Genomic DNA, 18,874 nt, shown 5'->3' with positions numbered 1-18,874 from the left:
GGACAGGCCCCAGGTCACCCCGCTACGCCCGCGCCTTCGCAGCCGCGCCCGCCCAGTGGCACGCCACCTGTGTCTGCCCGCCGCCCGCGAGCACCGGCAGGTCCTTCGTACGGCACGCGTCCGCGACACCCGCCCGCTCGGCCTCGCCCGAGGCCAGCACCTGGCAGCGGGCATGGAACCGGCACCCGGACGGTACCCTGGACGGGTCCGGCGGCTCACCGGTCAGAATCACCGGATCATCCCCGGCCTCCGGCAGCACCGACAACAGCGCCTGGGTGTACGGGTGCTGCGGAGCCGTCAGGATCTGCTCAACCTCGCCCGTCTCCACGATCCGCCCGAGGTACATCACCGCGACCCGGTCGGCGATGTTCCACGCCAGGCCGAGGTCGTGCGTGACCACCAGAGCGGACAGACCCAGTTCGTCCCGCAGCCGCAGCAGCAGGGCCAGGATCTCGCCGCGCACCGAAGCGTCCAGCGAGGCCACCGGCTCGTCGGCCACGATGAGTTCCGGCTCCAGCACGAGCGCGCCCGCGATCACGACCCGCTGGCGCTGGCCACCCGACAGCTCGTGCGGATAGCGCAGGAAGAACCGCTCGGGAGGCCGCAGCCCCGCCCGCGACAGCGCCTCGGCCACCGCCGCCCGCTCGTCACCCGCGTACCCGTGGATCCGCAGACCTTCGGCGACGGCGTCGTACACCGTGTGCCTCGGGTTGAGCGAACCGCTGGGGTCCTGGAGCACCAACTGGACCCGCTTGCGGTACGCCTTCAGTGCCCGGCTCGCATAGTCGAGCGGCTGCCCGCCGAAGGTCACCTGCCCGGACGTCGGCGGGACGAGGCCCAGCAGCGAACGCGCCAGCGTCGTCTTGCCGCAGCCCGACTCGCCGACCAGGGCGACGATCTCGCCGGGCCGGATGTCCAGATCGACGCTGTCCACGGCACGCGCCGGGGCAGCCCCGCGCCGGCCGGGGAAGGTGACCTTCAGCCCCTGGGCGCTCAGCAGGGGAGTGGTGGTGGTCATGATGTGCTCCTTGCTTCCTCGGCACCCGGCCGGGCCAAGGCCGCGGCCGCCCCCGGCTCCACCAGCACACAGGCGGCCCGCCGCTGTGGCCCCGCGTCCCGCAGCTCCTGGTCCTGCGTCGTGCAGGAGTCCAGGGCCACCGGGCAGCGCGGGTGGAAGGTGCAGCCGCCGGGCAGCGCCGACGGGTCCGGCGGATCGCCGGGCAGCCCGCGGGGCGCGAACCGGGAGGCCGGGTCGCCGATGCGCGGAAAGGCGCCGGACAGGGCTTTGCCGTACGGGTGGTGCGCGTTCTCGTAGACCTCGGACGCCGGGCCCTCCTCCACGACCCGGCCCGCGTACATCACCGCGAGCCGGTCGCAGGTGTCCGAGAGCACCGCGAGGTCATGGCTGATCATGATCAGGCCGAGGTCCTGCTCGGACACCAACTGCTCGATCAGCCGCAGGATCTGGGCCTGGATCATCACATCGAGAGCCGTGGTCGGCTCGTCCGCGATGATGAGGCCCGGATCGCAGGCCAGCGCCATCGCGATCATCACGCGCTGCCGCTGCCCGCCGGACAGCTCGTGCGGATAGGCGTCCGCGCGGGCGGCCGGCAGCCCCACCTGTTCCAGGAGTTCCCCGGCCTTCTTCGCAGCCCCGGCCTGCGTCGCCTTCCTGTGCAGCAGGATCGGCTCGGCGATCTGCTCCCCGATGCGGTGCACCGCGTTGAGCGAGTGCATCGCGCCCTGGAACACGATCGATGCCCCCGCCCAGCGCACCGCCCTGACCTGGCCCCACTTCATGGTGAGGACGTCCTCACCGTTCAGCAGGATCTGGCCGGAGACCTTCGTCCCGGCGGGCAGCAGCCGCAGCAGCGCGAGGGCCAGCGTCGACTTCCCGCAGCCGGACTCACCGGCGATGCCGAGCTTCTGCCCCGCATCGACGGTGAGGTTCACGCCACGGACGGCCTGCGCCCCACCCGCGTACGTCACCGTGAGGTCCCGTACGTCGAGAAGTGGCGTCTTCTGGATGCTCGTCGTGCTCAACGGGCCACCCCCAGCTTGGGATTGAGGACGGACTCGATGGCGCGGCCGCACAGCGTGAACGACAGGGCCACCACGGCGATGGCGATCCCGGGCGGTGCCAGGTACCACCAGTCGCCCGCGCTCACCGCGCCCGCCTCGCGGGCGTCCTGGAGCATGCCGCCCCAGGAGGTGGTGGTCGGGTCGCTCAGGCCGAGGAAGGCCAGCGTGGCCTCGGTGAGGATCGCGCTGGAAATCACCAGCGTGGTCTGCGCGAGCACCAGCGGCATCACGTTCGGCAGCACGTGCCGGACCATGATGTGCCCGTGGCCGCCGCCCAGGGCGCGGGCACGCTCGATGTACGGGCGGGACTCCACGGCGAGGGTCTGGGCACGGACCAGCCGGGCCGTGGTCGGCCAGGTCGTGACGCCGATCGCGATGATGACCGTCCACATCGAGCGGTCCATCACGGTGGCGAGCGCGATCGCGAGGACCAGGGTCGGCATCACCAGGAACCAGTCGGTGACTCGCATCAGGACCGTCGAGTACCAGCCGTGGAAGTGCCCCGCGACGATGCCGACGACCGTACCGATGGCGACGCACAGGAACGCCGCGAGCAGGCCGACCGTCAACGAGACCCGGGCGCCCCACACCAGCAGGGCCAGCACGCTGCGTCCGAACTGGTCCGTACCGAGCGGGAATTCACCGCTCGGCGACTCCAGTGCACCTCCCGGCGCGCCGGTGACGCTCTGCGAGTCGACGCCGACGAGCTGCGGCGCGAACAGGGCGATCAGCGCGATCAGGACGAGCGCGGCCAGACCCCACAGTCCGCCCCTGTGACTGCGGTACTCCCGCCAGAAACGGGCGACGGACCGGCGCTTGCGCGCCCGGGCCAGCGCGCGCGGGTTCTCGGCCGCCGCTTCGGCCTTCGTGGGCGTGGGCATGGATTCGGTCGTCATCGGCCCACCCGGGGATCGAGCAACGGATACAGCACATCGGCAAGGGTGTTCGCCAGGATCACCGCGGTGGCGAAGACGAAGAACAGCCCCTGTACGAGGGGGAGATCGGGCACGCTGAGCCCCTGGTAGAAGAGACCGCCGAGGCCGGGCCAGGAGAAGACCGTCTCGACCAGGATCTGCCCGGCGACCACATGCCCCAGGTTCACGAACATCAGCGTGAACGTCGGCAGCATCGCGTTCGGTACGGCGTGCTTGCGGCGTACGACATCGTCCCGCAGCCCCTTCGCGCGGGCCGTCGTCAGATAGTCGCTGCCCATCTCGTCGAGCAGCGAGGAGCGCATCACCAGAAGCGTCTGCGCATACCCGACCGCGACCAGCGTGATGACCGGGAGGACCAGATGATGCGCCACATCGAGGATGTACGCGAATCCGCTCTCGCCGCCCGATTCCATACCGCCCGTCGGGAACATCCCGGGGACCGGACCGACGCCCACCGAGAAGACGATGATCAGGAGCAGGCCCAGCCAGAACGACGGCACCGAGTAGAGCGTGAGCGCGAACGCGGTGTTGAAGCGGTCGCTCATGGAGCCGTTGCGCCAGGCGGTACGGGTGCCCAGCCAGATGCCGAGCGCGGTGTAGAGGACGTACGCCGTCCCGGTGAGCAGCAGCGTGGCCGGGAGTGCCTCGGTGATCTTGTCGATGACGGGGGCGTGGAACTGGAACGAGGTACCGAAGTCCCCGGTCAGCGCGTCGCCCACGTAACTCGTGAACTGCTTCCAGAGCGGCTGGTCGAGCCCGAACTGGTGCCGGAGCGACTGGAGTTGTTCGGCGGAGACGCGGCGGCCGCCGGTCATCTGCTTCACCGGGTCGCTGGGAATGAGCCGGAAGAGGAAGAAGCTGGTGACCAGCACGGCGAACAGGGAGACGGCCGCTCCCACGATCTTGCCCGCGACGTACTGGAGATAGACCTTGGTGTTACGCGCCCGTGGACCGCGGGCGGCCGACGGGCCGGTCTGAACCGGGCCTTCGGTGTCCGCATCCGCGACCTGCACGAGCGCCGGAGTGCTTTCAGCTGTCATAGGGAACTCTCGCTACTCGTGCTGCACTGAGACCGACCGGCAAATGGAGGGCGGCGTCGCACCCCCATTTGCCGGTCGTTCCTGGAGGAAACCGGTGGGGCGGCTTCGCGTCGCCCCGGCCGGCCCCTCTCGAACCGTCCGCGTGATTACTCGCGGTCGTCCGCAGTGGTGCGGCGGCGCATCGCGAAGAACAGACCGCCACCGGTGAGCACCACGACCACCACGATGATGCCGATGACGACTCCGGTGGAGCTGGACTCGCCGGAGCTGTCCGAACTGCTGCTGCCCGCCGGAACGGCCGACCACCAGCTCCAGTACCCGTCCTGGCCGTAGATGTTGCCTGCCGCCTCGGGCATGGTCGTGATCGACTTGATCTGGTCGGTGCGGTAGGCCTCGACCGCGTTCGGGTACGCGATGACGCTCATGTACCCGGAGTCGTACAGCCACGACTGCATCTGCTTGACGATGTCCGCGCGCTTGGCCGGGTCGTACTCGGCGAGCTGCTTCTTGTAGAGCTCGTCGTACGTCTTGTCGCAGATGAAGTTGTCGGTGGCGGCGCTCTCCTTCGCCTTGACGGGCAGCGCGCCGCAGGTGTGGATGCCGAGGACGAAGTCCGGGTCCGGGTTTACGGACCAGCCGTCGAAGGCGAGGTCGTACTCACCGGCGTACCAGGGCACCGAGACGTCGTCGAGGCAGTCGACCTTGAGACCGATGCCGAGCTTGCCCCACCACTCCTTGAGGTACTTGCCGATCGCCTTGTCGTTCGGGTCCGTGGCGTGGCACAGGATGCGCAGGTCGAGCGGCTTGCCGTCCTTGCCGACGCGCTGGTCGCCCTTGAGCTTGTAGCCCGCGTCGTCGAGGAGCTTGGCCGCCTTGGCCGGGTCGTAGGCGAGGCTCTGGTCGGCGGACGGCTGCCAGTAGTACGCCGAGAAGCGCGGCGGGACGTAGCCCTGGCCCTCGACGGCGTGGCCCTGGAAGACTTTGTCGATGATGGTCTGGCGGTCGACCGACAGGAAGAGGGCCTGGCGCACCTTCTGGTCGAGCAGGGCCTTGTTGCCGTTGCCGAACTTCTTGCCGTCCTTGGTCTGCGCGCCCGGGTTGGTGGCCAGCGCGAAGAAGCGGCGGCCGGGGCCCTCGTTGACCTTGACGTTCTTCTCGCCCTTGAAGGACGCGGCCTGGGCGGGCGTCAGCGCGGGGGAGCCGGCGACGAAGGAGACTTCGCCCTTGCGCAGAGCGGCGACCGCGGCGTCCTGGTCCTTGTACGTCTTGAAGACCACCTCGTCGAACTTCGGCGCACCGCGCCAGAAGTTCTTGTTGGCCTTGAGCTTCACGTACTGGTCGACCTTGTAGTCCGTCAGGATGAACGGCCCGTTGCCGACGATCGGGAACTTCGTGTCGTTGTTGAACTTGGAGAAGTCACCGACCTTCTCCCAGACGTGTTTCGGGACTATCGGCACGTCGAGCGCGGCCATGGTGGCCTGCGGCTCCTTGAGCTCGATGACCAGCTGCGTGGGGCTCGGGGCCGTCACCTTCTTGAAGTTCGCGACGAAGTTGCCGTTGGCCTGCGCGGCGCCCTCGTCGGTCATGATCTTGTTGAACGTCCACGCAGCGTCCTCGGCGGTGGCCTGCCGGCCGTCCGACCACTTGGAGTCCGACCGGATCGTGTACGTCCAGGTCAGCTTGTCCGCGGACGGCTGCCACTTGGTGGCGAGGCCGGGGACCGCGTGGTTGTCCTTGGGGTCGTAGTTCGTCAGGAAGTCGTACATGAGCCGGCTGATGCTCGTGCTCATCAGCCGCTGAGCGAGGAACGGGCTCAGGGAGTCGACGCTCTGTGCGACGGCGACGGTCAGCGTCGACTTGTCGCTGTCGGCGGCCTGCGCCTGCTGCGGCGCGGCACCGAGGGGCACGCCCGGGACGATGGATCCGGCGGCCAGCGCCAGAGCAGCGGCCCCGGAGGCCAGGAGGACACGCAGACGTGAGCGTGGCTGGGCAGAGGGCGATGGAACTCTTTCGACCATGGTCGGGGACCTCGCGTCATGACTCGCACGGAGAAGGCGGGTTGATCTGTGGTTCGCCAGCTGGTGAAGCGAAGGTTTATCAGCGGGGGTCGAGCCGCGTCAACGGTCACCGAAACGGCGTGTGGTCTGCGGGAATGCGCAGAGGGCCCGCACCGTGGAGACGGTGCGGGCCCTCATTGGTTTAGACCTCTGTTGCCTTACTGTTGAGGCGCTGGCGGCGGCTGCTGCGGCCAACCCGCGGGCGGTACGGGGCCCTGCAGTTCGGGCGGGATCGGCTGTCCGGGTTGACCCGGCTGACCGGGCTGCTGCTGGTGAGGCGGCGGCGGTCCGGCCGGGCTCGCCGCGGACTGGGCCTGGGAGGGCAACGACTGCTGCCAGCCGTTCTGTTGCACTCCGGGGCCGGGCTGAGGGGGGTACGACTGCGGGTGCTGCTGCCCGCCGTACGGCTGTTGCTGCGGCGGGTACGGCTGCTGCGGCTGCTGCGGGGCGTACTGCTGCTGGCCGGGCATCGGCGGGGCGAACTGCGGGGGCGGGTTGGAGCCGCTCGACGTCCAGAGCCCCTGCTGCTGCTGGGCGCGCGGGAAGTCCTCCGCGACCATCGCGGAGAGGTTGAAGTACGCCTCACGGGTCTTGGGCCGCATCATGTCGAGGTCGACCTCCGCACCGGCCGACAGATGCTCGTCGAACGGTACGACGACCACGCCGCGGCAGCGCGTCTCGAAGTGCTGCACGATGTCATCGACCTTGATCATCTTGCCGGTCTCGCGGACACCCGAGATGACGGTGATGGAGCGCTGCACGAGCTCCGCGTACCCGTGCGCCGACAGCCAGTCCAGTGTGGTGGATGCGCTGGACGCACCGTCGACCGACGGCGTCGAGATGATGATCAGCTGGTCGGCGAGGTCCAGCACTCCGCGCATCGCGCTGTAGAGCAGACCGGTGCCCGAGTCGGTGAGGATGATCGGGTACTGCTTGCCCAGCACATCGATCGCGCGCCGGTAGTCCTCGTCGTTGAACGTCGTGGAGACCGCCGGGTCCACGTCGTTGGCGATGATCTCCAGGCCGGAGGGCGCCTGCGAGGTGAAGCGGCGGATGTCCATGTACGAGTTGAGGTACGGGATCGCCTGGACCAGGTCACGGATGGTGGCCCCGGTCTCCCGGCGCACCCGGCGGCCGAGCGTGCCCGCGTCCGGGTTGGCGTCGATGGCGAGGATCTTGTCCTGCCGCTCGGTGGCCAGCGTCGAGCCGAGGGCGGTGGTCGTCGTGGTCTTGCCGACGCCGCCCTTGAGGCTGATGACCGCGATCCGGTAGCAGGACAGCACGGGCGTACGGATCAGGCCGAGCTTGCGCTGCCGCTCGGCCTCCTCCTTCTTGCCGCCCAGCTTGAAACGGGCCGCGCCGGACGGCGTACGGCTGCTCTTCGCCTTCTGCTTGTTCCGGAGCAGTCGGTCGGAGGAGAGCTCCACGGCTGCCGTGTACCCGAGCGGGGCGCCGGGCACGGAGCGCTCGCGCTGGTCGTGGGTGACCGGGGTCGGCCAGGCGGCGCCGGTCCGCGGGTCGACGGGCTGTCCCTGCGGCTGCTGCTGCTGCGGCTGGGGGTGGGCCGGCTGCTGGTGCGCGGGCGGCTGCGGGGCGACCTGCGCGGGCAGATCGGGCGTGCCCTGGACGGGCTGCTGGGGCGCCTGGGGGACCTGCGGCGGCAGCGGCACGCCCTGCTGCGCGGGCCACTGGGGTGCCTGGGGCTGCTGGGGGGCCTGCTGCGGCTGGGGGAAGCCGTGAGCACCCTGGGGCTGCTGAGGAGCCTGCGGGGTCTGGGGTGGCTGCGGTGTGTGCGGCGTCTGGGGTGGCTGCGGAAACCCGTAACCGCCCTGCGCCGGTCCCTGCTGCAGCGGGGGAGCGGGCTGCTGCGGGAATCCATAGCCACCGTGCGGCGGCTGTGGTGCCTGAGGCGGCTGAGGCGCTCCGGCGTTCGGGAATCCGTAGCCGCCGGGCGCCTGGTCGGCCGGCGTACGGGCGGGCCACTGCGGCGCCGACTGGGGCGCGGAGGGCTGCGGCGTGGCGGGCTGGAAGGCGGGCGGCAGCGGCGGCAGACCGCCCTGCGGCGGCGCCGGGGTCCAGGCGGTCGGCATGGCGGGCGCCGGGGCGCCCTGCGGTGCGTCGGTGGGCGGTACGTCCTGGGGCGCCGCGTCCGTGACGGCCTCCGAGGGCGCGGCGCCCTCCGGTCCGTCGGCAGCACCGCTTGTGGCGTCGCCCGGAGTCTCGGCAGTCGCCTCTGCATCGGCACCGGAATACGCGGCGGCAGCGCCGTCCGGCTCATCAGCCGAGTCCGTCGCCTGCGCGGAACCGGAACCGGGGGCCTCGCCCTCGTCCGCACCGTCAGCACCGGTCCCCACGGCACCGGATCCCGAACCCGAGCCGTCCCCGTCCGCGTTCCTCGACGCCTCCTCGCGTTCCGCGATCTCCCGCTTCAGCGCGGACGGTGCGAACCGCACGGTCGCGCCGCTCTCCACATCACCGCCTCCGAACGGGTCCGTCATCCCGTCGGATGCCCCCGCCCCTGCCCCCTCCGCAGGAGCAGGAGAAGGAGCGGAGTCCCCCGCCGCGGAATGAACAGGAGCCGGAGCCGGAACAGGAGCCGGGTCCTGTGCGGGAGCCGGTGCCGGAGCCGGTGCCGGCGCGGGCGGCGCCGGAGCCCAGTTGGGGTCGAAGCCGCCCCCGACCGCCGGCGCGGGCACGGACAACGGCGCACCGCTGGGCGGCGGAGGCGGCGCCAGGTGCGATCCGGCACCGCCCGACGAGTCCCCCGGCGCGTTCTGCGTGTACCAGGCGGGCGGGGTGTAGTCGATGGTGAACTCACCCGTCATCTCGGCGGGCTCCGCGTCGGACGACTCGTCGACGGGCTTGTTCCAGCCCCCGCGGATCTCGTCCCGATCGCCGTTCACTTTGCCTCCTGGTGTGGTCGAGCACCCTTGTGCCGTGGTGGGTGGGGGCGACCGTTTCCGTCTTCCTAACCGCCCGGCTCTCCCCCCGGGACACGCATCGCCTGCCCGCAGGTTCTTCTGCCGCGCCCGGACCCACCCTAATCGTCATGGGGCCCGCTCCGGCAGGCCGTACGGCACTGCAAGAGCTGTCCCGTACATCACGTACTGCCCTCAAGTGAACCGAGTACGGCAGAGCACACAGACCGAAGCGGTCAATTCGATACATGTCCAGGCGTGGTGAAAGGGTGGCCGCCGTGTTCGGGCAGCCACCCTTTCACCTGACCTTTGCCTACGCGAGGTCGAACTCACCGTCCCGTGCGCCCAGTACGAAGGCGCGCCACTCGGCCTCCGTGTACCGCAACACGGTCTCCGGTTCCAGTGACGAGCGCATGGCGACTGCACCGCCCGGCAGATGCGCGATCTCGACCCGTTCCTCGACGTTCTCGGTCCCCGGTGCGCTCAGCCACTCCACATCCGAGATGTCGAGAGCGTAGAGCTCTTCCTTTTCCTGCTGGGTGCCCATGTCGGCGTCCCTTCGATCGAACCGTGTCGTTCCCCGGTCATCCTCCCTGGAAGCGGCAGGTCCGGGGTCGCGAACGAAACAGTATTCAGCGGATTCTCGCGATGAACCCCGGGGTCCCGGGAGGAATCGCGTCCTTGGTGGGTGGCGCGGAGCGCCGCAGCGTCATGCCTGCGGGCGCGGAGTGTCCACATAGCCGCCCGGTGGTGCGGGTCAAGCTGCTGCCGACGCCCGTGCAGGCGTCGGCGCTTGAGGCGACCCTGACCGCCTGCAACGAGGCCGCGACCTGGGCCGCACAGGTGGCGTTCGACGAGGGCGTGCGCAAGAACCTGCCGCTGCGCAGGCTGACCTACCAGGAGATCAAGTCCCGGTGGGGGCTCGGGGCGCAGGCCGCCCAGCATGCGGTCAAGAAGACCTGCGACGCCTACACCACCCTGGCTGCGAACCTCCGTAACGGCCGATACGGCAAGCCCGGCTCGCAGCGTCACACCCGGGCTTCGGGCAAGCCGGTCGCCTTCCGGCCCCAAGCGGCGCAGCCGTACGACGACCGGATGCTGTCCTGGCAGCACGCGCGGCGCACGGTGTCGCTCTGGACCACCGGCGGGCGCGTGAAGAACGTGGCCTTCACCGGACAGGCACAACAGTTGGAGGTCTCGGCCCGGCACCGGCAGGGCGAGTCCGACCTGCTGTGTGAGGGCGGGCAGTGGTATCTGCTCGCGACCTGCGAGATCCCCGAGACCGTGCCGAACGCGCACCCGGCCGTGTTCATCGGTGTGGACCTCGGGATCGTGAACATCGCCGCCACGAGTGACGGCGTCAAATACTCCGGGCGCCGGGTCAACCGAAGGCGGGCCAACGACCGGAAGCTGAGCTCCAAGCTGCAGAAGAAGGGCACGAAGTCCGCGAAGCGGTGGGCGAAGAAGTGCGCGGGCGCCCTGCGGCTTCGTGGAGCACGCAGACCACAACTCGTCCCACGACATCGCCCACAGAGGGAGGTACGTGTGGGTCTGCGGGGTCGAGTCAACGGCCCCTGCCCTCACGCTGATCGCGTGAGAGCTGGACGCAGCCGGACTCATCGAAGCCATCTATGACCCGAGCAGCAAGCCCGGGACTTCAGGACGCCGTTGGGAAATCCGCAAACCGGCTTCGCTGAACTCGCTGAGGTTTCCTGATCGTTCTGTTCGTCGGAGCGAAGGGTGGGGTTGGGTGTCGCTGGAGTCTCGGGACGATGGTGGGGTGCCGGAGCTGTCCGCTCGGGTGGTGCGGGCGTCGTTCCCGAAGGGGACGCCGGCTGTCCGGGTGCGTGACGCGCTCGGCCCGCTGTTTGAGGATGAGTCCTTCGCTGAGGAGTTCTCGGCCCGGGGGCGTCCGGCGGTGTCGCCGGGGGCGCTGGCGTTGGTCTCGGTGCTGCAGTATGCCGAGGGACTGGCCGATCGGCAGGCCGCTGACCAGGTGCGGGCCCGCATGGACTGGAAGTTCCTCCTCGGCCTGGAGTTAGATGACCCGGGGTTCGATTTCTCCGTCCTGAGTGACTTCCGCACCCGACTGATCGGGCACGGACTGGAGGAGCACGTCCTGGACCTGGTCCTGGCCAGGTGCTCCGAGCTCGGGCTGCTGCGCGCGGGCGGTCGGCAGCGCACCGACTCCACCCATGTCCTGGCCGCGGTGCGGACGCTGAACCGGATGGAGTTCGTCGGCGAGACCCTGCGCGCGGCGCTGGAAGCCCTGGCCGCAGCCGCCCCGGCATGGCTGTCGTCCCTGGTCACCGCCGACTGGGTCAAACACTACGGTGCCAGGATCGACTCCTACCGTTTCCCCAAGGGCGACAACGTGCGCCAGAAGTGGGCCGAGCAGGTTGGCCGCGACGGCTTCACGATCCTTGAGGCCATCCACGCGCCCGGGCCCCGCGCCGGCTGCGGGAGGTCCCGGCCGTCCAGGTCCTGCGCCGGGCCTGGGCGGAGCAGGACCACCGCGACGGCGAGGGGGTGCGCTGGCGGGAGGGCAAGGACCTCCCGCCAGGCGGATTCCGGCTCTCCTCGCCCTACGACACCGACGCCCGTTCCGGGACCAAGCGGGGCTCTGACTGGTGCGGCTACAGGACCCACCTGAGCGAGACCTGCGACCCGGACGCCCCACACTTGATCACCCACGTGGCCACCACCGACGCCACGGTCACGGACACCGAGATGACCGAGACCATCCACCAGAGCCTGGCAGAACGGGAGTTGACGCCAGATGAGCACGATGTGGACGCCGGCCATGTCACGGCCGCGCACATCGTCACCGCCCGCGACGAGCACGGCATCGAACTGCTGGGACCGGTCGGCCTGGACACCCACCACGGCGAGCCGGACGGCGATGCCCCGATCTCTCCCAGAGCGCTTTCACCGTCGACTGGGGCCAGCGCAAGGTGACCTGCCCACGCGGCGCCGTCAGCATCAGCTGGTCCGGCCAGGTCAAATCCAGCGGCACCCCGATCACCCGGGTCCAGTTCGCCGCCACCGACTGCCGCCCCTGCCCGCTTCGGCCGGCCCGCACCCGGGCCTCCGAGAAGGGCCGCTACGGACGCAGCCTGACGCTGCTCAACCGCGAGCAGCAAGAAACTCCGGACCAGCGCCGCCAGGAACAGCAAACCGAACAGTGGAAGAAGCGGTACGACATCCGGGCAGGCGTCGAAGGCACCATCTCGCAAGCCGTCCGCCGCACCGGCATCCGCCGCACCCGTTGCACCGGACTACCCGAAACGCGCCTCGGCAACGTCCTCGCCGCCACCGCGATCAACATCATCCGCCTCGACGCCTGACTCACCGGCACCCCGCTCGGCACGACCAGAACCTCCCACATGGCCCGCCTCGAACTCACCGCTTGAAACCGCAGACACACAACCGGTTTGCGGATTTCCCAACGACTTGTGCTTCTGGGCCTGGGCCTGTCCCTCAATCCGCCGACCGAAATGCTGCGCGAGGCTGTCATGGGGGACAGCACCGCGCTCGACATCCGTACGATCTGGATCACCGCAGCCGTTGCGGGCGCCGCCGCCCTGATCACTGCCATAGGGCTGATCGTGCCGCGCAAGGGGGTCACCCCGTTCTGGGGGCGCTTCCTGGAGATCGCCGAGGCGTGTGTGCTCCTGACGCTGATGCCCCTGTGCCTCGCCGTTTTCGATCTTTACCACTCGATCCGCGCCCTCACCAGCTGACCCTGGGGCCCGCCCGGCCGAACCCGGCTCAGCCGGGCAAACGAGCCCGTCCGGCGATTGAGGACAAAGCGGCTCCCCGGCCGTTCTCGGGCCACCGCACCCCCGACCGAACCGGCTCCGCTGGACTGGTACGCTGTGTGACGGCCGTTTGTGTACGCGCTCCCGGATCATCCTGGGAGCTGCGCTCATCGGACCTTCGCCCCCGAGTAACGGAAGACCCCCTGCGATCAAGACCAGGGGCGCTCGTGGACGCATCGAACACCAAAGAGGAGTACCGCGTGCCGCTCGACGCCGCTACGAAGAAGCAGATCATGGCCGAGTTCGCCACCAAGGAGGGTGACACCGGTTCCCCCGAGGTCCAGGTCGCGATGCTCTCACGTCGCATCTCGGACCTGACGGAGCACCTCAAGGTCCACAAGCACGACCACCACTCCCGTCGTGGTCTGCTGATCCTGGTCGGCCAGCGCCGCCGCCTTCTGCAGTACCTGGCCAAGAAGGACATCCAGCGCTTCCGTGCCCTGGTCGACCGCCTCGGCATCCGCCGCGGTGCGGCCGGCGGCGCCAAGTAATACGCCGTGAAGGGAGCGGTTCCCACGACTGAGGGGGCCGCTCCCTTTGTTGTACGTACGGTTGTGCGTGCGTATGTATGTACGGGATGTGGCGGGCCCGCCCGCACGACCGGAATGCCAAGCTGAGCCGAATCTCAGTAACCTGGTCGCAGAACGTCCCACAGACGAGCGAGAGGAAGACTCCCCGCCGCCGGTCCTCGGTAGTGGCCCCCGGACACAGCAACCCGGGTGCTTCGATCGAAGACCGGCCCGCCGATGGAGCGCTTCTCCGCAACCGTCCCCCGCCACACGGGCGTGGGGGCGAGAAGACGATATGTATCGGAGAAAACGCTAGTGGAGAACGAGACCCACTACGCCGAGGCCGTTATCGACAACGGAACCTTCGGCACTCGCACCATCCGCTTCGAGACGGGCCGCCTGGCCAAGCAGGCCGCCGGCTCCGCCGTTGCGTACCTGGACGACGACACCATGGTGCTGTCGGCCACCACGGCTTCCAAGAAGCCCAAGGACCAGCTCGACTTCTTCCCCCTCACGGTGGACGTCGAGGAGCGGCAGTACGCCGCGGGCAAGATCCCCGGCTCCTTCTTCCGTCGTGAGGGCCGGCCCTCCGAGGACGCGATCCTCACCTGCCGGCTGATCGACCGCCCGCTGCGCCCCTCCTTCAAGAAGGGCCTGCGCAACGAGATCCAGATCGTCGAGACGATCATGGCGCTCAACCCCGACCACCTGTACGACGTGGTCGCGATCAACGCCGCCTCCTGCTCCACGCAGCTGGCCGGCCTGCCCTTCTCCGGCCCGGTCGGCGGCACCCGTGTCGCCCTGATCAAGGGCCAGTGGGTCGCCTTCCCGACGCATACCGAGCTCGAGGACGCCGTCTTCGACATGGTCGTCGCCGGTCGCGTCCTGGAGGACGGCGACGTCGCGATCATGATGGTCGAGGCCGAGGCCACCGAGAAGACCATCCAGCTCGTCAAGGACGGCGCCGAGGCCCCGACCGAAGAGGTCGTCGCCGCCGGTCTCGAGGCCGCGAAGCCCTTCATCAAGGTCCTCTGCAAGGCCCAGTCGGACCTCGCCGCCAAGGCTGCCAAGCCCACCGGCGACTTCCCGGTCTTCCTGGACTACCAGGACGACGTCTTCGAGGCGCTCGCCGCCGCCGTCACGCCCGAGCTGGCCCAGGCGCTCACCATCGCCGGCAAGCAGGACCGCGAGGCCGAGCTGGACCGCGTCAAGGAGATCGCCGCCGAGAAGCTTCTCCCGGCCTTCGAAGGCCGCGAGAAGGAGATCTCCGCCGCGTACCGTTCGCTGACCAAGAAGCTGGTCCGCGAGCGCGTCATCAAGGACAAGGTCCGCATCGACGGCCGTGGCGTCACGGACATCCGTACGCTCGCCGCCGAGGTCGAGGCCATCCCGCGCGTGCACGGCTCGGCGCTGTTCGAGCGTGGCGAGACCCAGATCCTGGGCGTCACCACCCTCAACATGCTCCGCATGGAGCAGCAGCTGGACACCCTCTCCCCGGTGACCCGCAAGCGCTACATGCACAACTACAACTTCCCGCCGTACTCCGTCGGTGAGACCGGCCGCGTGGGCTCGCCCAAGCGCCGCGAGATCGGCCACGGCGCGCTCGCCGAGCGCGCCATCGTGCCGGTGCTGCCGACGCGCGAGGAGTTCCCCTACGCGATCCGCCAGGTCTCCGAGGCGCTGGGCTCCAACGGCTCGACGTCCATGGGCTCGGTCTGCGCCTCCACCATGTCGCTGCTGAACGCCGGTGTGCCGCTCAAGGCCGCTGTCGCCGGTATCGCCATGGGCCTGATCTCCCAGGAGATCGACGGCAAGACCCACTACGTCGCCCTCACCGACATCCTCGGTGCGGAGGACGCCTTCGGCGACATGGACTTCAAGGTCGCCGGTACGAAGCAGTTCGTCACCGCGCTCCAGCTCGACACCAAGCTCGACGGCATCCCCGCCTCGGTCCTGGCCGCCGCGCTGAAGCAGGCACGCGACGCCCGCCTCCACATCCTCGATGTGATGAACGAGGCCATCGACGTTCCGGACGAGATGTCCCCGAACGCCCCCCGGATCATCACCGTCAAGATCCCGGTGGACAAGATCGGTGAGGTCATCGGCCCCAAGGGCAAGATGATCAACCAGATCCAGGAGGACACCGGCGCCGACATCACGATCGAGGACGACGGCACCATCTACATCGGTGCCGCCGACGGACCGGCCGCCGAGGCCGCCCGCGCCACGATCAACTCGATCGCCAACCCGACCATGCCGGAGGTCGGCGAGCGCTACCTGGGTACGGTCGTCAAGACCACCACCTTCGGTGCGTTCGTGTCCCTCATGCCGGGCAAGGACGGCCTGCTGCACATCTCGCAGATCCGCAAGCTCGCCGGTGGCAAGCGCGTGGAGAACGTCGAGGACGTGGTCGGCGTCGGAGCCAAGGTCCAGGTCGAGATCGCCGAGATCGACTCCCGCGGCAAGCTCTCCCTGATCCCCGTCATCGAGGGTGAAGAGGACGAGAAGAAGGACGACGCCGCCAAGTGACGTCCCGTAGTTCCGTGACGACGGCCCGCGCCTCCTCGAAGGCGCGGGCCGTCGCCCGTACCCAAACGCTTCTCAAGGGCACCAACGGCATCGGTACGGTCCGCCGCACCGTCCTTCCCGGCGGTCTCCGGGTCGTCACCGAGACGCTGCCCTCCGTCCGCTCCGCCACCTTCGGGATCTGGGCCAACGTCGGATCACGCGACGAGACCCCCACCCTGAACGGTGCGACGCACTACCTCGAACACCTCCTCTTCAAGGGCACCGCCAAGCGCAGCGCCCTCGACATCTCAGCCGCCATCGACGCGGTCGGCGGCGAGATGAACGCCTTCACGGCGAAGGAGTACACCTGCTACTACGCGCGGGTCCTCGACACCGACCTGCCGCTGGCCATCGATGTCGTCTGCGACATGCTGACCGGCTCGCTCATCACCGCCGAGGACGTCGACGCCGAGCGCGGCGTCATCCTCGAAGAGATCGCGATGACCGAGGACGACCCGGGCGACTGCGTGCACGACCTGTTCGCGCACACGCTGCTCGGCGACACCCCCCTCGGCCGCCCGGTCCTCGGCACCGTCGACACCATCAACGCGCTCGACCGCGGCCGGATCGCCCGCTTCTACAAGAAGCACTACGACCCCACGCACCTGGTCGTCGCCGCCGCGGGCAACATCGACCACGCCACGGTCGTACGCCAGGTCCGCAAGGCCTTCGAGCGCGCGGGCGCCCTGTCCCGCACCGAAGCCGTCCCGGTCGCCCCGCGCCAGGGCACCCGCACCCTGCGCACCGCGGGCCGCGTCGAGCTGCTGAACCGCAGGACCGAGCAGGCCCATGTCGTTCTCGGCGTGCCCGGCCTGGCCCGCACCGACGACCGCCGCTGGGCGCTCGGCGTACTCAACACCGCGCTCGGCGGCGGCATGAGCTCACGCCTTTTCCAGGAGGTACGGGAGAAGCGCGGCCTCGCCTACAGCGTCTACTCGTACACCTCGGGCTTCGCCGACTGCGGACTCTTCGGCGTGTACGCGGGCTGTCGGCCCAGCCAGGTCCACGATGTCCTCAAGATCTGCCGGGACGAACTCGACCGGGTAGCGTCCGAAGGGCTGAGCGACGAGGAGATCGGCCGCGCCATCGGGCAGCTCTCCGGCTCCACGGTCCTCGGCCTGGAGGACACCGGCGCGCTGATGAACCGTATCGGCAAGAGCGAACTGTGCTGGGGCGACCAGATGTCGGTCGACGACATGCTGGCCCGGATAGCGCAGGTCACCCCCGATGACGTCCGCACGGTGGCGGGCGAGGTCCTCGGACACCGCCCCTCACTCTCCGTCATCGGCCCGCTCAAGGACAAGCAGGCCGACCGCCTCGACGAAGCGGTCTCCTAACTCCACCGTTAAGGAAACAGAGCAATGAGCAAGCTGCGCGTGGCCGTTCTCGGCGCCAAGGGCCGTATCGGATCCGAGGCGGTACGAGCCGTCGAGGCCGCCGACGACATGGAGCTGGTGGCAGCCCTGGGGCGTGGCGACAAGCTGGAGACCCTCGCGGAATCCGGCGTTCAGGTCGTCGTCGAGCTCACCACCCCCGCGTCGGTGATGGGCAATCTCGACTTCTGTATCCGGCACGGCATCCACGCCGTCGTCGGTACGACGGGCTGGTCCGACGAACGGCTCGCGCAGCTGAACACCTGGCTCTCCGGCTCCCCGGAGACCGGTGTGCTCATCGCGCCGAACTTCTCCATCGGCGCCGTCCTCACGATGAAGTTCGCGGAGCAGGCCGCCCGCTACTTCGAGTCCGTCGAGGTCGTCGAACTGCACCACCCCAACAAGGCCGACGCCCCTTCGGGCACCGCCACCCGCACTGCCCAGCTGATCGCAGAGGCCCGGAGGAAGGCCGGCTGCGCCCCGCAGCCGGACGCCACCACCACAGCCTTGGACGGCGCCCGCGGCGCGGACGTGGACGGAGTCCCGGTCCACGCGATCCGGCTCCGAGGTCTCCTGGCCCACCAGGAAGTGCTGCTCGGCGGTGAGGGCGAGACGCTCACCATCCGCCACGACTCCCTGCACCACAGCAGCTTCATGCCGGGCATCCTGCTCGGCACACGCCGCGTGGTGACCACTCCCGGCCTCACGTTCGGCCTGGAACACTTCCTCGACCTGAACTGACTGAGCCCTGCCATGCGCGCAAAGATCACTTACATCGTCACCGCTGCCGTCCTGGTCTTCTACTTCGCCCTGGTCGGCAGCCGTGGCGTCCTGCTCATCCAGCACGGCACGCTGCTGACGGTCACCTTCGGGGTCGCGGTGCTGATCCTGCCGGTGATCGGTATCTGGTTCCTCTGGAAGAACACCCAGTTCGTGGCGCGGGCCAACGCACTGGCCGCGGAACTGGACGCGGAGGGCGGCCTGCCGGTCGACGAGCTGGTCCGCACCCCGTCCGGCCGCATCGACCGCGCCTCGGCCGACGCCGTGTTCGCACGCCGCCGCGAGGAGACCGAGGACTCGCCGGACGACTGGCGCTGCTGGTTCCGCCTGGCCGTCGCCTACCAGGACGCCAGGGACACCCCCCGCGCCCGAAAGGCCATGCAGCGCGCCATAGCCCTGCATACGAAGCCCACCCAGCCCAGCACACCCTGACCCGGGCCGACGGGCTGCCCGACCGAATCCTCGAGCCCGTCCGTCCGGCCGGATCAAGCCTGTCCGGCACCTAAGACCGACCGGCAAATGAGGGGGCGTCGCGGGGCTGGGCACGCACTCCCCCAAGGGGGGACCCCCTGCGGCGTTGTCGTCAATCACCGGCTTCCCCAAGCCCTCGGCTTCACTTGAGCAGGGGAGACCCCATCGCGTTGGCTCAATCCTCCGCCTTGCAGCTGCACGCACCCAGCCAGGCTCCTTCTCCCACGTTACCGTTTTCGTGGCCCCGCAATGGGGCGCCTGGCCCCCGGGTCCGGTATGGCTGTGTGCCCCCTGTCGAAGTCGATGACCTGGGGGGTGTT

Annotated in this window: 13 protein-coding genes and 2 pseudogenes; 8 read left to right on the top strand and 7 right to left on the bottom strand. The window is 69.4% G+C overall.

Going from position 1 to position 18,874, the window contains the following annotated elements:
* Nucleotides 1-22: 22 nt before the first annotated feature.
* From ACZ7IB_RS34700 to ACZ7IB_RS34670, 7 genes are all read right to left on the bottom strand, one after another.
* Nucleotides 23-1,018: an oligopeptide/dipeptide ABC transporter ATP-binding protein gene (locus ACZ7IB_RS34700; protein ID WP_470918073.1), complete on the bottom strand. Its 996-nt coding sequence runs from the start codon at nucleotides 1,016-1,018 to the stop codon at nucleotides 23-25.
* Complete coding sequence (locus ACZ7IB_RS34695) at nucleotides 1,015-2,043, bottom strand: ABC transporter ATP-binding protein (RefSeq protein WP_470918071.1); 1,029 nt, start codon at nucleotides 2,041-2,043, stop codon at nucleotides 1,015-1,017. Before ACZ7IB_RS34695 ends, ACZ7IB_RS34700 begins: the two co-directional genes overlap by 4 nt.
* The gene (locus tag ACZ7IB_RS34690) at nucleotides 2,040-2,978 is read right to left on the bottom strand and encodes an ABC transporter permease (RefSeq protein WP_470918069.1); all 939 of its coding nucleotides are present in this window, start codon (nucleotides 2,976-2,978) and stop codon (nucleotides 2,040-2,042) included. Before ACZ7IB_RS34690 ends, ACZ7IB_RS34695 begins: the two co-directional genes overlap by 4 nt.
* Nucleotides 2,975-4,057, bottom strand: a complete 1,083-nt coding sequence (locus ACZ7IB_RS34685; RefSeq protein WP_470918067.1) for an ABC transporter permease — start codon at nucleotides 4,055-4,057, stop codon at nucleotides 2,975-2,977. Before ACZ7IB_RS34685 ends, ACZ7IB_RS34690 begins: the two co-directional genes overlap by 4 nt.
* Before the next feature lie 146 nt (nucleotides 4,058-4,203).
* Nucleotides 4,204-6,075: an ABC transporter substrate-binding protein gene (locus tag ACZ7IB_RS34680; RefSeq protein ID WP_470918065.1), complete on the bottom strand. Its 1,872-nt coding sequence runs from the start codon at nucleotides 6,073-6,075 to the stop codon at nucleotides 4,204-4,206.
* Between the two features lie 197 nt (nucleotides 6,076-6,272).
* Nucleotides 6,273-9,017, bottom strand: a complete 2,745-nt coding sequence (locus ACZ7IB_RS34675; RefSeq protein ID WP_470918063.1) for an SCO5717 family growth-regulating ATPase — start codon at nucleotides 9,015-9,017, stop codon at nucleotides 6,273-6,275.
* A 328-nt stretch (nucleotides 9,018-9,345) separates the two neighbouring features.
* The gene (locus ACZ7IB_RS34670) at nucleotides 9,346-9,579 is read right to left on the bottom strand and encodes a DUF397 domain-containing protein (protein WP_470918061.1); all 234 of its coding nucleotides are present in this window, start codon (nucleotides 9,577-9,579) and stop codon (nucleotides 9,346-9,348) included.
* Between the two features lie 134 nt (nucleotides 9,580-9,713).
* Here ACZ7IB_RS34670 and ACZ7IB_RS34665 point away from each other — a divergent pair, with 134 nt between their 5' ends.
* The 8 genes and pseudogenes from ACZ7IB_RS34665 (at nucleotide 9,714) to ACZ7IB_RS34630 (ending at nucleotide 18,515) form a co-directional block, all read left to right on the top strand.
* On the top strand, nucleotides 9,714-10,667 hold the full coding sequence (locus ACZ7IB_RS34665; RefSeq protein WP_470918059.1) for a nuclease/transposase family protein: 954 nt from the start codon (nucleotides 9,714-9,716) through the stop codon (nucleotides 10,665-10,667).
* A 115-nt stretch (nucleotides 10,668-10,782) separates the two neighbouring features.
* Nucleotides 10,783-12,376, top strand: a pseudogene (locus ACZ7IB_RS34660) (IS1182 family transposase); the annotation flags it as partial.
* 108 nt (nucleotides 12,377-12,484) lie between these two features.
* A pseudogene (locus tag ACZ7IB_RS34655) lies at nucleotides 12,485-12,775 on the top strand (type VII secretion integral membrane protein EccD); the annotation flags it as partial.
* A gap of 278 nt (nucleotides 12,776-13,053) precedes the next feature.
* Entirely contained in the window at nucleotides 13,054-13,344 is a 291-nt protein-coding gene (gene rpsO / locus ACZ7IB_RS34650; RefSeq protein WP_470918175.1) for a 30S ribosomal protein S15, read from the top strand.
* A gap of 333 nt (nucleotides 13,345-13,677) precedes the next feature.
* On the top strand, nucleotides 13,678-15,891 hold the full coding sequence (locus ACZ7IB_RS34645) for a polyribonucleotide nucleotidyltransferase (protein WP_470918057.1): 2,214 nt from the start codon (nucleotides 13,678-13,680) through the stop codon (nucleotides 15,889-15,891).
* Complete coding sequence (locus tag ACZ7IB_RS34640) at nucleotides 15,888-17,267, top strand: M16 family metallopeptidase (protein ID WP_470918055.1); 1,380 nt, start codon at nucleotides 15,888-15,890, stop codon at nucleotides 17,265-17,267. The genes ACZ7IB_RS34645 and ACZ7IB_RS34640 overlap by 4 nt, the downstream gene beginning before the upstream one ends.
* A 24-nt stretch (nucleotides 17,268-17,291) precedes the next feature.
* Nucleotides 17,292-18,044, top strand: a complete 753-nt coding sequence (gene dapB / locus ACZ7IB_RS34635; RefSeq protein ID WP_382908727.1) for a 4-hydroxy-tetrahydrodipicolinate reductase — start codon at nucleotides 17,292-17,294, stop codon at nucleotides 18,042-18,044.
* A gap of 12 nt (nucleotides 18,045-18,056) precedes the next feature.
* Nucleotides 18,057-18,515 carry a hypothetical protein gene (locus ACZ7IB_RS34630; protein ID WP_470918053.1) on the top strand — a complete coding sequence of 153 codons (459 nt, stop codon included), beginning with the start codon at nucleotides 18,057-18,059 and terminating at the stop codon, nucleotides 18,513-18,515.
* The last annotated feature ends 359 nt before the right edge of the window (nucleotides 18,516-18,874 follow it).

The organism is Streptomyces sp. NPDC037301 (assembly GCF_055602785.1).
Note: the sequence above shows the minus strand (reverse complement) of the source record. Positions and strands in the feature narration are given on the sequence as shown.

Bases quoted from the DNA above. Each gene is read 5' to 3' on its own strand.
- ACZ7IB_RS34700 (WP_470918073.1), bottom strand. From the start codon at position 1,018: ATGACCACCACCACTCCCCTGCTGAGCGCCCAGGGGCTGAAGGTCACC.
- ACZ7IB_RS34690 (WP_470918069.1), bottom strand. From the start codon at position 2,978: ATGACGACCGAATCCATGCCCACGCCCACGAAGGCCGAAGCGGCGGCC.
- ACZ7IB_RS34685 (WP_470918067.1), bottom strand. From the start codon at position 4,057: ATGACAGCTGAAAGCACTCCGGCGCTCGTGCAGGTCGCGGATGCGGAC.
- ACZ7IB_RS34680 (WP_470918065.1), bottom strand. From the start codon at position 6,075: ATGGTCGAAAGAGTTCCATCGCCCTCTGCCCAGCCACGCTCACGTCTG.
- ACZ7IB_RS34670 (WP_470918061.1), bottom strand. From the start codon at position 9,579: ATGGGCACCCAGCAGGAAAAGGAAGAGCTCTACGCTCTCGACATCTCG.
- dapB (WP_382908727.1), top strand. From the start codon at position 17,292: ATGAGCAAGCTGCGCGTGGCCGTTCTCGGCGCCAAGGGCCGTATCGGA.
- ACZ7IB_RS34630 (WP_470918053.1), top strand. From the start codon at position 18,057: ATGCGCGCAAAGATCACTTACATCGTCACCGCTGCCGTCCTGGTCTTC.